Consider the following 12,703-nt stretch of genomic DNA (forward strand, 5'->3'; position numbering starts at 1 on the left):
ACGTGCGGCAAGCGGGGTGGTACCGCGGCAGCCTCCGGCAGGAGACGTCGTCCTCGTGGCAGAGACGAGCGACCAACAGACGCGAACGCAGGAGACCACGAGCATGACCTATCCCAAGGTCACCACGAACGACGCCGACCAGTCCACGACGGGCGGGGTCCCGTCCAACCCGCGCTTCCCTGAGATCGAGCAGCGGGTCCTGAAGTACTGGGACGAGGACGGCACGTTCATCGCCTCGGTCGAGGGCCGCGACGCGGGCACCGACGGCTCCAACGAGTTCGTCTTCTACGACGGACCGCCCTTCGCCAACGGCCTGCCGCACTACGGCCACCTGCTCACCGGCTACGTCAAGGACATCGTCCCGCGCTACCAGACGATGCGCGGAAAGCGCGTCGAGCGCCGCTTCGGCTGGGACACCCACGGCCTCCCCGCCGAGCTCGAGGCGCAGCGCCAGCTCGGTCTCAAGACGAAGCAGGACATCGTCGAGCTCGGCATCGACACGTTCAACGACGCCTGCCGCAGCTCGGTGCTCAAGTACACCGGCGAGTGGCGCGACTACGTGACGCGCCAGGCGCGCTGGGTCGACTTCGACCACGACTACAAGACGCTCGAGCCCTCCTACATGGAGTCGGTCATCTGGGCCTTCAAGCAGCTGCACGACAAGGGCCTCGTCTACGAGGGCTTCCGCGTCCTGCCCTACTGCTGGAACGACCAGACGCCGCTGTCCAACCACGAGCTGCGCATGGACGACGACGTCTACAAGATGCGTCAGGACCCCGCGGTCACCATCGGGCTGCGGCTCGAGACCGGCGAGCTCGCGCTCGTCTGGACGACGACGCCGTGGACGCTGCCGGCCAACCTCGGCATCATGGTCGGCCCCGACATCGACTACGTCGTCGTCGAGTCCGACGTCACCGGCACGGCCGAGCGCTACGTCATCGGTGCGGCCCGGCTAGCGGCCTACGCCAAGGACCTCTTCGGGGCCGACGTCGACCTGTCCACGCTCGACGAGCGCGTCGTCGAGCGGCTCACGGGCCGTGACCTGCTCGGCCGCTCCTTCACGCCGCCCTTCTCGTACTACCAGGGACACGAGCGCGCGCACCAGGTGTTCCCCGCGGACTTCGTCACCACCGAGGACGGCACCGGGCTCGTCCACACCGCCGGCGCCTTCGGTGAGGAGGACAAGATCGTCACCGACGCGGCCGGCATCGAGCCCGTCGTCCCCGTGGGCGCCGACGGCCGGTTCCTCTGGCCCGTCACCGACTACGAGGGCATGCACGTCTTCGACGCCAACGCCCACATCATCGACCACCTCAAGGCGGCGACGCGGGGCGAGGGAGAGACCGGCTCGGTCACGGCCGGCACGGTGCTGCTGCGCCGCGAGACCTACGACCACAGCTACCCGCACTGCTGGCGCTGCCGCGAGCCCCTCATCTACATGGCGGTCTCGTCGTGGTTCGTCGAGGTCACGAAGATCAAGGAGCGGATGCTCGAGCTCAACCAGGAGATCGAGTGGACGCCCTCGCACATCAAGGACGGCCAGTTCGGCAAGTGGCTCGCCAACGCCCGCGACTGGTCCATCTCGCGAAACCGCTTCTGGGGCAGCCCGATCCCGGTGTGGAAGTCCGACAACCCAGAGTTCCCGCGCCTCGACGTCTACGGCTCCTTCGAGGAGCTCGAGCGTGACTTCGGCGTCGAGGTCACCGACCTGCACCGCCCCTTCATCGACAGCCTGACGCGTCCGAACCCCGACGACCCGTCGGGGCGGTCGACGATGCGCCGCGTCGAGGACGTCCTCGACGTCTGGTTCGACTCCGGCTCGATGAGCTTCGCCCAGGTGCACTACCCGTTCGAGAACGCCGACTGGTTCGAGCACCACTTCCCGGGCGACTTCATCGTCGAGTACATCGGCCAGACTCGCGGCTGGTTCTACACCCTGCACATCCTCGCGACGGCCCTCTTCGACCGGCCCGCCTTCAAGACGTGCGTCAGCCACGGCATCGTGCTCGGCTCCGACGGCCAGAAGATGAGCAAGTCGCTGCGCAACTACCCCGACGTCCGCGAGGTCTTCGACCGCGACGGCGCCGACGCGATGCGCTGGTTCCTCATGAGCAGCCCGATCCTGCGCGGCGGCAACCTCGTCGTCACCGAGCAGGGCATCCGTGACGGCGTGCGCCAGGTGATGATCCCGCTGTGGAACGCGTGGTCGTTCTTCTCGCTCTACGCCAACACGGCGCGCGGCGGGGAGGGCTACGAGGCCAAGCGCTCGACGAGCTCGACGGACGTCCTCGACCGCTACCTGCTCGCCAAGCTGCGCGAGTTCGTCGGCGACATGACCGAGCAGCTCGACGCCTACGAGATCGCGGCGGCGTGCGACACGATGCGCGGCTTCCTCGACGTCCTGACCAACTGGTACATCCGCCGCTCCCGCGACCGCTTCTGGGGCGGCGAGACCGACGAGTCGCTCGCGGCCTTCGACACCCTGTGGACCGCGCTCGAGACGGTCACGCGTGCCACGGCGCCCCTGCTGCCGCTCGTGACCGAGGAGATCTGGCGCGGCCTGACGGGCGAGCGCTCGGTGCACCTCGCCGACTACCCGACGGTCGACGACCTGCCGGCCGACCACGAGCTCGTCGTCGCGATGGACCGGGCGCGGGAGATCTGCTCGACGGGCTCGAGCCTGCGCAAGGCCCGAGGCCTGCGCGCGCGGCTTCCGCTCGCCGAGCTGACCGTCGTCGCGGCCGAGCCCGCGAGCCTCGAGCCGTTCCGGGCGATCATCCAGGACGAGCTCAACGTCAAGGCGCTGACCCTCGTCGACGTCGCGACGGCGAGCGAGGCCGACTTCGGTGTCAGCCAGCGCCTGACCGTCAACGCCCGCGCCGCGGGTCCTCGCCTGGGCAAGGACGTCCAGCGCGCCATCAAGGGCAGCAAGTCGGGCGACTGGACCGTGGACGCCGACGGCACGGTGACGTCCGGGGGTCTCGCGCTCGTCGAGGGCGAGTACGCCCTCGAGACCGTCGTCGCCGGTGACGCCGACGCGGGGGCCACGGCGATGCTGCCGTCGGGTGGCTTCGTCGTGCTCGACACGACCGTGACGTCCGAGCTGGCCTCCGAGGGCCTGGCCCGTGACCTCGTCCGCGCGGTGCAGCAGGCCCGGCGCGACACCGGCCTGCACGTCAGCGACCGCATCAGCCTGACCGTCCAGGGCGGTGCCGAGGTGTTCGAGGCCACGGTGACGCACCGCGACCTCATCGTCGGCGAGACGCTCGCGACGCAGTTCGCCGCGGCCGGACCCGACCACGCCCTGCCCGACGGGCTGCCGGGCACGCCGACCGACGTCCTGGTCGGCGACAACCACCCGGCGACGATCCTCGTGGTCAAGCGATGATCGCCGCGAACCGCGAGGACGAGCTGGAGGCTGCCGACGTGAGCACGACCCCCGACCCCGACCCGACCGACTCCAACCTGGCCGACTCCGGGGCTCGCACCGACACGCGGCCGACCGACGGGGTGATCGTGCGCGGCGCCGTCGGCGACGACCTGGCGGGCGTCCTGTCCGTCGGGCACCGGACCTGGCTCGCGACCTACGAGCCGATCGCCGGACCCGAGTACGTCGCCATGGGTCTCGCGAAGTGGTGGACGAGCGACGTCGTCACCGACTCCATCCGCAAGGGCCGCACCCTCGTGGCCGTCGAGGACGACGAGGTCGTCGGGGTCGCGACGTTCGGGCCCCAGGACGAGTCGTTCGTGCTGTGGAAGCTCTACGTGCTGCCCGGCCACCACGGGCACGGGATCGGCTCGCGCCTCATGGACGCCGTCGTGGAGCGGGCCCGCGAATACGAGCACCCGCGGATCACGCTCTCCTACCTCGAGGGCAACCAGCAGGCGGCGCGCTTCTACGCGCGACACGGCTTCGTCGAGACGCACCGCGAGGCCCCGGGATCGGGCCTGCCCGAGAGCGTGTGGATGGTCCGCGAGCTGGGCACGGGGGAGTCCGCATGAACGGCCGCCCGGACGCCGCCGCGGTGGAGGCCGCGCGCAACCTCGAGGAGATGAAGCGGATGCGCGAGATCGAGGAGGAGATCCTCGCCCGGGCGCCCGAGAACGACATCGGTCCGTCGCTCGACCGCATCCGCGCGGTCATGGAGCTCGCCGGCGACCCGCAGCGCACCTACCCCTCGATCCACCTGACCGGCACGAACGGCAAGACGTCGACGAGCCGCATGATCGACTCGATCCTGCGCGAGACCGGGCTGTCCACCGGCCGCTTCACGTCGCCCCACCTGCACGACATCCGTGAGCGGATCACCCTGTCGGGCAAGCCGATCCCGCGTGAGAAGTTCATCGCCGCCTACGACGAGGTCGCGCCCCTCATCGAGCTCGTCGACGCCCGGTCGCTCGAGTCGGGCGGTCGCCGGATGAACTTCTTCGAGGTGCTCGTCGCCCTCGCCTACGCCGCGTTCGCCGACGCCCCCGTCGACGTCGCGATCATCGAGGTGGGTCTCGGCGGCTCGTGGGACGCCACCAACGTCATCGACGCCCAGGTCGCCGTCGTGACGCCCGTCGACCTCGACCACACCCACCTCCTCGGTGACGACGTCGTCTCCATCGCGGAGGAGAAGAGCGGCATCATCAAGGCCGACTCCGTCACCGTCTCGGGCGTGCAGGACGAGGACGTCGCGCGCGTCCTCCTCGACCGTGTCGAGGAGGTCGGCGGGGCCCGGATCGTCTTCGAGGGCAACGACTTCGGTGTTCTCGCCCGCGAGGTCGCCATCGGTGGCCAGCAGGTGTCGATCCGAGGTCTCGCGGGGGAGTACGCCGACCTCTTCCTCCCGCTCCATGGCGCGCACCAGGCGAGCAACCTCGCCACCGCCGTCGCGGCGGTCGAGTCCTTCCTCGGTGGCGGCGAGCAGCGCATCGAGCCGGAGGTGCTGACCGCGGCCGTCGCGGGGATGACCTCGCCGGGGCGCCTCGAGATCGTCCGGCGGTCACCGACCGTCCTCGTCGACGCGGCCCACAACCCGCACGGCGCCCGGTCCCTCGTGGCTGCGCTCGGGGAGGCGTTCTCCTTCACCCGTCTCGTCGGGCTCGTCGGCATCGTCGCCGACAAGGACGCCGCCGGGATGCTCGAGGTGCTCGAGCCGGCCCTCGACCACATCGTCGTCACGCGCAGCTCGTCCCCGCGCGCGATGCGGCCCGAGGCCCTCGGCGCCCTCGCCGTCGAGCTCTTCGGCGAGTCCCGGGTGACGGTCGTCCGCGACCTGCCCGATGCGCTCGAGCAGGCCGTGACCATCGCCGAGGCCGATGGCATGGGTGGCGGCGTCGTCGCCACGGGGTCGGTCATCACCGCGGGCGAGGTCCGGATGCTCCTCGGCCACACGGACCTCTGACCCCCGACCCTCCTCGACCCCGACTTAGGCTGGCCCCATGCATCCCCTGGTGAAGCTCGTCCTCATCGTCGTCATCGTCGTCGTCGCAGTCGTCGTGTGGGGACGGGTCATGGGACGCAAGGACCCCGACCGCGAGCTCGTCGGCCTGACGGACACCGTGCGCGCCAGGGTGAGCCGCGAGATCAGCGCCGGTCACAAGATCAACGCCATCAAGATCTACCGCGAGGCGACCGGGGCTCCGCTCGCCGACGCCAAGCGAGCCGTCGACAGCTGGTTCGTCCCGGGCCGGGGGCCGGGCGTGCGCGACGCGGCGGCGTCCTACACCGACGGCCGGCTCACCGACGAGGCCCGGTCGCGCATCAGCGAGCTCATCGTCGCCGGTCGGCGCGAGGACGCGATGAGCCTCTACGCCGAGGCGACGGGGGCGAGCGGGGCCGAGGCCCAGGCCATCATCCGCACCTGGGACACCACCCAGAACTACTGAGCCCACCGGCCACGAGACCCACACCGAGGCAGACACACACCGATGCGTTCGATCATCTTCTACGGCCAGACCGGCAAGTTCACCTTCCGCATGCTCGCGACGGTGCTCGGCGGCCAGGCCATCTGCATCCTGCTCGGTGCCCTCGTGGCCCGGGCCGTCGCGGCCACCGACGAGGGGAGCGGGCCGAGCACGGCATACCTCGTCGTCGGCCTCGGGCTCGGCGCGCTGAGCATCGTGGCCGCCGGGCTCATGCGCCGCCCGTGGGGCGTCACGCTCGGCTGGGTCGTCCAGGTGCTGACCCTGCTCAGCGCTCTCGTCGTGCCGATGATGCTCATCGTCGGTCTCTTCTTCCTCGCGCTGTGGGTCACCTGTCTCGTCAAGGGCACCCAGGTCGACGCCGTCGTGGCGCGTCGTGAAGCGGCCGCGGACGACGGCGAGGCAGCCGACGGCGAGGCGGCCGATAGGGTGGACGGGTGACCACCGAACGTTCCCTCGTCCTCGTCAAGCCCGACGGTTTCCAGCGCGGCCTCACCGGTGAGGTGCTGCGTCGCATCGAGGGGAAGGGCTACCGACTGGTCGCCCTTTCCGTGCTGACTCCCACCCGTGAGCAGCTCGCCGCGCACTACGCCGAGCACGAGGGCAAGCCCTTCTACGAGCCGCTCGTCGAGTTCATGAGCTCCGGTGCCGTCACGGCGGTCGTCGTCGAGGGCCAGGACTGCGTCAAGGGCTTCCGCAGCCTCGCCGGCGCCACCAACCCGACGGACGCCGCACCCGGCACGATCCGCGGCGACCTCGGCCGCGACTGGGGCACCAAGGTCCAGCAGAACATCGTGCACGGATCCGACTCCCACGAGTCCGCCACACGCGAGATCGGCATCTGGTTCCCCGATCTCGAGGGCTGATCGGGGCACAATCGCGGCATGACCTCCCGACCGTGGCTGCGCCCCCTGGGGCGTGACCTCGCGATCGACCTCGGCACCGCCAACACCCTGATCCACGTCCGGGGTCGCGGGGTCGTCGTCGAGGAGCCGTCGGTCGTGGCCGTCGAGGTGGGCACCGGTCGGCTCGTCGCCGCGGGCACCCGGGCCAAGGAGATGCTCGGCCGCGCGCCGGGCACCATCCGGGCGGTCCGGCCCCTGCGTGACGGCGTCGTCTCCGACGCCGACGAGACCGAGCGGATGCTGCGGTGGTTCATCGACCAGGTGCGCACCTCGCGACTCGTCCGCCCCCGCATGGTGCTCTGCGTGCCGAGCGAGGTGACCGGTGTCGAGCGCCGGGCCCTCGAGGACGCCGCGACCCGGTGCGGTGCGCGACGCGTCTACATGATCGAGGAGCCGATGGCGGCGGCCATCGGTGCCGGCCTGCCCGTCTACGAGACGGCGGCGAGCATGGTCGTCGACATCGGCGGCGGCACGACCGACGTCGCGGTCATCAGCCTCGGCGGCATCGTCACGTCGAACTCGCTGCGGATCGCCGGCGACGAGATCGACGAGGCCCTCATCGGCTACGTCAAGAGCGAGTACTCCCTCCTGCTCGGCGAGCGCAGCGCGGAGGACATCAAGGTCGCCGTCGGGTCGGTCTTCCCGCTGCGCGAGGAGCTGACGACCCGGCTGCGCGGACGTGACCTCGTGACCGGCCTGCCCAAGACCGTCCAGGTGAGCTCGGTCGAGGTGCGCCGAGCCATCGAGACGCCGGTCCTGCAGATCATCGAGCTCGTCCGCGCGACGCTCGACGTGTGCCCACCCGAGCTCGCCGGCGACATCCTCGACCGCGGCATCACGCTGACCGGGGGAGGTGCCCTGCTGCGCGGCCTCGACGAGCGGATGCGCCACGAGCTCGGCGTGCCGGTCCAGGTCGCCGACGACCCGCTCCGAGCCGTGGCCCGCGGCGCCGGCCGGTGCGTCGACGAGTTCGCCAGCCTCGAGCGCGTCCTCGTCGGGGACCACCGCCTCTAGTCGCATGCAGCCGACCGTCCGCCGCCGTCTCCTCGTCGTCCTCGCCTCGCTCACCGTCGCCCTGCTCGTCGCCGACCTCGCCCACCTCGCGGTCGCCGACGGGGTGCGCCGGGCCGGCGGGCTCGTGCTGGGGCCGGTCCAACGGGCCCTCGCCGGGGCGCCGCGTGACGACCTCGCCGCCCTCGAGAGCGAGAACATCCGTCTACGTGCCACTGCCGCCGAACAGCAGCACCACCTCGACGATCTCGGACGGCTCGACGAGCTGCTCGGATCGAGCGCCACGACGGGGCGCACGCTCCTGCCCGCCCGCGTGGTCGCCACCGACGTCAGCGCGCTCGGCGGCCGGAGCGTGACGATCGACGTCGGCTCCCGGGACGGGGTCCGGGTCGACTCGACGGTCGTGGCGGCCGACGGTCTCGTCGGTCGCGTCGTGTCCGTGTCGCCGTGGACGAGCGACGTGCAGGTGCTCGGCAGCGCCGCCTCGGTCGTGGCAGTGCGCGTCGGCCCCGCCGGCACGCTCGGCACGGTGTCGCCGTCGGCACCGGGGGACTCGGAGTCCCGCCCCCGCGGCTCGCTCCGGCTCGTCGGCATCGCGCCGTCCACCCCCGTCGTCGGCGATGTCGTGCGCACGCTCGGCAGCGTCGACGAGACGCCGTATGCCGCCGGGATCGTCGTCGGCACCGTGACCGCCGTCGACCCCGACCGGGGCCAGCTGACGCGTGGTGCCACGGTGCGGCCGAGCGTCGACCCCGACGCGATCGACGTCGTCGCCGTCCTCGTCCCGACCCCGCGCACGACCCCGCGTCCGACGGTGGGCGCCCGACGATGAGGCCGACGCTTCTGGGAGTGCTGCGGACGGCATACGTCCTCGTGGCGGCCCTCGTCGTGGCGACGCTGCTGCCGCGTCTCGGTGCGGAGCCCCGGTGGGTGCCCGACCTCGTGCTCGTCGGGGTCGTGGCGACCGCCGTGCTCCGCGGTCCCGTGCACGGTGCCCTCGTGGGGCTGCTGGCCGGGTGGGTCGTCGAGCTCGTCCCACCCGTCGGCAGCCCGCTCGGGCTGGCCCCGCTCGTCATGATGCTCGCGGGGCTCGTCGCGGGCTTCTTCCGCAGGGCGTCGTCGCGCTCGTCGCTGCGCGCCCCGGCGGCGCTGCTTGCCGCCGCTGCCGTCGTCCTCGTCGGACGCCTCGGCTCGGCCGTGCTCGCCGAGGGCAGCGTGGACCTGACCGACGGGCTGTGGCGGCTGCTCGTGACGGTGCTCGTCGGCGGTCTGCTGCTGCCGGCCTTCCTCGCCCTCGACCGGGCCCTCGTGCGGCGGAGGCTCGGGTGAGGCGCGGCCCGCGCCGTCGGGTCGGCGTCGCCGGTGTCGTGCTCGTCCTGCTCGTCACACTCTTCGGGCTGCTGCTCGGTCGTCTCGGACAGCTCCAGCTCGTGGACGGGCCCGAGCTGGCCCGCGCCGCGGTCACGGTCAACACGCGCACCGTCACCGAGCACGCGCTGCGCGGCCGGATCCTCGACCGCAGCGGAACGCCCTTCGTCGCCAACACCTTCGACACCGTCGTCACGGTGCAGCGCTCGGTGCTCGTCGGGGCGGACGACGGCGGACGCGACCTCGTGACCCGTCTCGCGACCGCGGTCGGGCAGCCGTTCGAGCGTCTGTGGGGCAAGACGATGCTCTGCGGCACGGCTGGGGCGCCGCCGGCCCCGGCGTGCTTCAACGGATCGCCCTACGTGCCGATCCCCGTCGCGACCGGCGTCGACGCGCGCCGGGCGCTGACGCTGCTCGAGCAGCCCGAGAAGTACCCCGGCGTCGGCGTCACGACCGAGCCCGCGCGGGCCTACCCCCGGCCCGACGGAGCCCTCGCCGCCCACCTGCTCGGCTGGGTCGCCCGGGCCGGTGCCGACGACGTGACCGGGAGCGGGGGGCGCATCGACGCGGAGGACGTCGTCGGGCGCTCCGGACTCGAGGCGCAGTACGACGAGGTGCTGCGCGGCACGAACGGACGCACCGTCGTCGCCATCGACCCCCGGGGCATCGTCACCGACACCGTCAGCTCGACCGCCCCTGTCGCGGGGCGCGACGTCGTGACCCACCTCGAGGCCCGGCTGCAGGCCCGCACCGAGGCCGCGCTCGTGCGAGCCGTCGCGTCAGCCCGGGCGCAGAAGCTGCGCGCCGACACGGCGGCCGCGGTCGTCGTCGACGTGACGAACGGTGGCGTCGTCGCGGCAGCCAGCTACCCGTCCTACGACCCCGCCGTCTTCTCCGGCGGCATCAGCACGACCGAGCTCGCCCGCCTCACCGACGAGCGGGCCGGCACACCGCTGCGCTCCCGGCTGACGGCCGAGACGTTCCCGCCGGCCTCGACCTTCAAGGTCATCTCGGTGCCCGCCGCCGTCAACTCCGGGGCCCGGCTCGACGGGACGTATGACTGCTCGCCCAACGTGTCCGTCGGCGGTCGGCTCTTCAACAACTTCGAGTCGCGGGGCTACGGCCCCATCGACCTCCACCGCGCCCTCGTCGTCTCGTGCGACACCGTCTTCTACCGCCTCGCGTATGCCGCGTGGCTCGAGCAGGGCGGCCTCGCCGCGCCGGTCAGCGCCGCCGACCCCTTCGTCTCGATGGCGAAGGCCTTCGGACTGGGGCGGCGCACCGGCGTCGACGTGCCGGGTGAGGCGGCCGGACGCGTCCCGGACCGCGCCTGGAAGGAGCAGTCCTGGCTCGCGACGAAGGGCGAGACGTGCCGGCGGGCGACCACCGGCTACCCCGAGGTCGCCCGCACCGACCGGGCGCGCGCCGACTACCTCGAGCGGCTTGCCACCGAGAACTGCTCGGCCGGCTACCAGTACCGCGCCGGCGACGCCGTGAACTTCTCCATCGGACAAGGTGACACGGCCGTGACGATCCTCCAGATGGCGGGGGTCTACGCCGCCATCGCCAACGGGGGCACCCTGTGGCAGCCGCAGGTGGCGGCCGGCTACCGGACGGCTGCCGGCGCGACGACGGTGATCGCGCCGAAGCGGGTGGCCACGGTGCCGCTGCGACGCGACGTGCTGGCATACGTCCGCTCGGCCCTGGGCGACGTGACCCGACCCGGTGGGTCGGCCGGCACGGCCTTCAAGGGCTTCCCGCAGGACCGCTACCCGCTCGCGGGCAAGACGGGGACCGGTGAGGTCTTCGGCAAGCAGGCCACCGCCTGGTTCGCCGGCTACGGACCGACGACGAAGCCGAAGTATGCCGTCGTGGTCGTCGTCGGCCAGGGTGGCTCGGGCTCGAAGGTGGCCGCCCCTGCCGTGCGACAGATCTTCGATGCGATCCTTGCCCTGGGGCTCTAGCCCCCTCCGCTCCCCGGTGGCACCCGCCGCAGGGACCGACCGAGAGGCGCGTTCGTGGACGACTACCTGAGGAGCGACGCCCCGGTCGTCGAGGCGCTCGACCGGGCTTGGGACCGGAGCCGGCTCAGCGTCCGCACCCGGTTCGAGCGGCTGCGCTCGCGCGTCTTCCTCCTCGTCCAGTGCGCCGTTTCGGCGGGTGTCGCGTGGTGGCTCGCGACCGACGTCTTCGGCCACAAGTCCCCCTTCTTCGCCCCCATCGTCGCCGTCGTCTGCCTCGGCATGTCCTACGGTCAGCGGCTGCGGCGGGTCTTCGAGGTCGCGATCGGCGTCGCCGTCGGGGTCTTCACGGCAGACGTCTTCGTGCACGTCGCCGGCAGCGGTCCGTGGCAGATCGCCGCCGTGGTGCTCGTGTCGATGGCGATCGCGACCCTGCTCGACGGCGGCCCGGTCATCGTCACCCAGTCGGCCGTCCAGGGCATCGTCATCGCGGCTCTCGTCGCGAGCCCGGGCCAGGCCTTCGGCCGGTGGACCGACGCGCTCATCGGCGGCGGCATCGCCCTCGTCGCCGCGACGGTCGTGCCCCAGGCGCCACTGCGGCGGCCCCGGGTCGCCGCCGCCGAGGCCGTTCGCAAGATCGGTGAGCTGCTCCGCCGGGCGGCCGCCAGCGCCCACGACGGCGACGTCGAGGGGGCGGCCGAGGTGCTGGCCTCGGCCCGAGGCACCGAGTCCCTGCTGCGCGAGCTGCGGCAGGCGGCCGACGAGGGCCTGTCGGTCATCACCTCGTCGCCCTTCAAGCGTCACCACGCGGCCGGGGTGCGCAAGATGGTCGACCTCGTCGAGCCACTCGACCGCGCGGTGCGGAGCACCCGCGTGCTCGTCCGCCGCGTCACGGTCGCGGTCGGGCGCGGAGAGCAGCTTCCGCCCGGCTACGAGACCCTGCTGCTCGAGCTCGCGTCGGCGACGGACGTCATCGGACGGGCCCTGTCCGAGAACGCCTCTCCCGAGATCGGTCGGCCGGCGCTGCTGGCCGTGGCCGCGGCGACGGGGGAGGTGCCGCGCACGCCGAGCCTTGCGACCGAGACGGTGCTCGCCCAGGTCCGCTCCACCGTCGTCGACCTGCTCCAGGTCACCGGTCTCGACGTCGACGAGGCCATCGCCGCCCTCCCACCCGAACGCCCCAGAGACCCCTGACCCACCCACTCGAGTGAGCGCTCCGTCCCAGTCGAGTGAGCGCCCTGTCCCAGCGGGTGTGGTCGCGCGCCCACTCGAGTGTGGTTGCGCGCTCACTCGAGTGTGGGCGGTTTCAGGGCGTGTGCGCAACGTTGAGTAGTTCGTTGAGTTTATGGGCGGGGGTGTGGAAGCCGAGGGTGGCTCGGGGGCGGGTGTTGAGCAGTTGTTCGACGTGGGCGATCTGCTCGTCGGTGACGGTGGTGAAGCTGGTGCCTTTGGGGAAGAACTCTCGGATCAGGCCGTTGGTGTTCTCGTTGGTGCCGCGTTGCCAGGGCGAGTGCGGGTCGCAGAAGTAGACCTTGCAGTCGGTGGCGA

General features: G+C 72.0%; 12 protein-coding genes. 11 read left to right on the forward strand and 1 reads right to left on the reverse strand.

From position 1 onward, the window contains the following. Positions 1-103 precede the first annotated feature (103 nt). From ileS to AC1DW8_RS22485, 11 genes are read left to right on the forward strand one after another with little or no spacing between them, the layout of a single operon-like run. Positions 104-3,388 (forward strand): isoleucine--tRNA ligase, encoded by a 3,285-nt coding sequence (gene ileS / locus AC1DW8_RS22435; RefSeq protein WP_478095924.1) that lies wholly within the window; start codon positions 104-106, stop codon positions 3,386-3,388. Further along, positions 3,385-4,002: a GNAT family N-acetyltransferase gene (locus AC1DW8_RS22440; protein WP_478095925.1), complete on the forward strand. Its 618-nt coding sequence runs from the start codon at positions 3,385-3,387 to the stop codon at positions 4,000-4,002. The genes ileS and AC1DW8_RS22440 overlap by 4 nt, the downstream gene beginning before the upstream one ends. Next, positions 3,999-5,390, forward strand: coding sequence for a bifunctional folylpolyglutamate synthase/dihydrofolate synthase (locus AC1DW8_RS22445; protein ID WP_056769813.1), 1,392 nt, complete (start codon positions 3,999-4,001; stop codon positions 5,388-5,390). The genes AC1DW8_RS22440 and AC1DW8_RS22445 overlap by 4 nt, the downstream gene beginning before the upstream one ends. Before the next feature lie 37 nt (positions 5,391-5,427). Beyond that, entirely contained in the window at positions 5,428-5,874 is a 447-nt protein-coding gene (locus tag AC1DW8_RS22450; RefSeq protein ID WP_478095926.1) for a hypothetical protein, read from the forward strand. A 42-nt stretch (positions 5,875-5,916) separates the two neighbouring features. Continuing rightward, positions 5,917-6,351, forward strand: a complete 435-nt coding sequence (locus AC1DW8_RS22455) for a DUF4233 domain-containing protein (RefSeq protein WP_478095927.1) — start codon at positions 5,917-5,919, stop codon at positions 6,349-6,351. Beyond that, the gene (gene ndk / locus AC1DW8_RS22460; protein WP_056769807.1) at positions 6,348-6,776 is read left to right on the forward strand and encodes a nucleoside-diphosphate kinase; all 429 of its coding nucleotides are present in this window, start codon (positions 6,348-6,350) and stop codon (positions 6,774-6,776) included. Before AC1DW8_RS22455 ends, ndk begins: the two co-directional genes overlap by 4 nt. 18 nt (positions 6,777-6,794) lie before the next feature. Beyond that, positions 6,795-7,829 (forward strand): rod shape-determining protein, encoded by a 1,035-nt coding sequence (gene mreB, locus AC1DW8_RS22465; protein WP_056824766.1) that lies wholly within the window; start codon positions 6,795-6,797, stop codon positions 7,827-7,829. A 4-nt stretch (positions 7,830-7,833) separates the two neighbouring features. After that, complete coding sequence (mreC, locus tag AC1DW8_RS22470) at positions 7,834-8,658, forward strand: rod shape-determining protein MreC (protein ID WP_478095928.1); 825 nt, start codon at positions 7,834-7,836, stop codon at positions 8,656-8,658. Beyond that, positions 8,655-9,155 carry a rod shape-determining protein MreD gene (locus AC1DW8_RS22475; protein ID WP_478095929.1) on the forward strand — a complete coding sequence of 167 codons (501 nt, stop codon included), beginning with the start codon at positions 8,655-8,657 and terminating at the stop codon, positions 9,153-9,155. Before mreC ends, AC1DW8_RS22475 begins: the two co-directional genes overlap by 4 nt. Then, the gene (locus AC1DW8_RS22480; RefSeq protein ID WP_478095930.1) at positions 9,152-11,158 is read left to right on the forward strand and encodes a peptidoglycan D,D-transpeptidase FtsI family protein; all 2,007 of its coding nucleotides are present in this window, start codon (positions 9,152-9,154) and stop codon (positions 11,156-11,158) included. The genes AC1DW8_RS22475 and AC1DW8_RS22480 overlap by 4 nt, the downstream gene beginning before the upstream one ends. A gap of 54 nt (positions 11,159-11,212) precedes the next feature. After that, a complete protein-coding gene (locus AC1DW8_RS22485; RefSeq protein ID WP_056769792.1) occupies positions 11,213-12,349 on the forward strand; it encodes an FUSC family protein in 1,137 nt (378 codons plus the stop codon). A gap of 112 nt (positions 12,350-12,461) precedes the next feature. On the opposite strand, the gene AC1DW8_RS22490 is transcribed toward AC1DW8_RS22485, so the two are convergent. Then, positions 12,462-12,703 (reverse strand): IS30 family transposase (locus AC1DW8_RS22490; protein WP_478095931.1); only part of this gene is annotated, 242 nt, incomplete at its 5' end.

It is taken from the genome of Terrabacter sp. P2_E3 (genome assembly GCF_056403915.1).

Coding starts and splice junctions, on each gene's coding strand:
- ileS (WP_478095924.1), top strand. CDS start 104: ATGACCTATCCCAAGGTCACCACGAACGACGCCGACCAGTCCACGACG.
- AC1DW8_RS22450 (WP_478095926.1), top strand. CDS start 5,428: ATGCATCCCCTGGTGAAGCTCGTCCTCATCGTCGTCATCGTCGTCGTC.
- AC1DW8_RS22440 (WP_478095925.1), top strand. CDS start 3,385: ATGATCGCCGCGAACCGCGAGGACGAGCTGGAGGCTGCCGACGTGAGC.
- AC1DW8_RS22445 (WP_056769813.1), top strand. CDS start 3,999: ATGAACGGCCGCCCGGACGCCGCCGCGGTGGAGGCCGCGCGCAACCTC.
- mreC (WP_478095928.1), top strand. CDS start 7,834: ATGCAGCCGACCGTCCGCCGCCGTCTCCTCGTCGTCCTCGCCTCGCTC.
- AC1DW8_RS22475 (WP_478095929.1), top strand. CDS start 8,655: ATGAGGCCGACGCTTCTGGGAGTGCTGCGGACGGCATACGTCCTCGTG.
- mreB (WP_056824766.1), top strand. CDS start 6,795: ATGACCTCCCGACCGTGGCTGCGCCCCCTGGGGCGTGACCTCGCGATC.
- AC1DW8_RS22455 (WP_478095927.1), top strand. CDS start 5,917: ATGCGTTCGATCATCTTCTACGGCCAGACCGGCAAGTTCACCTTCCGC.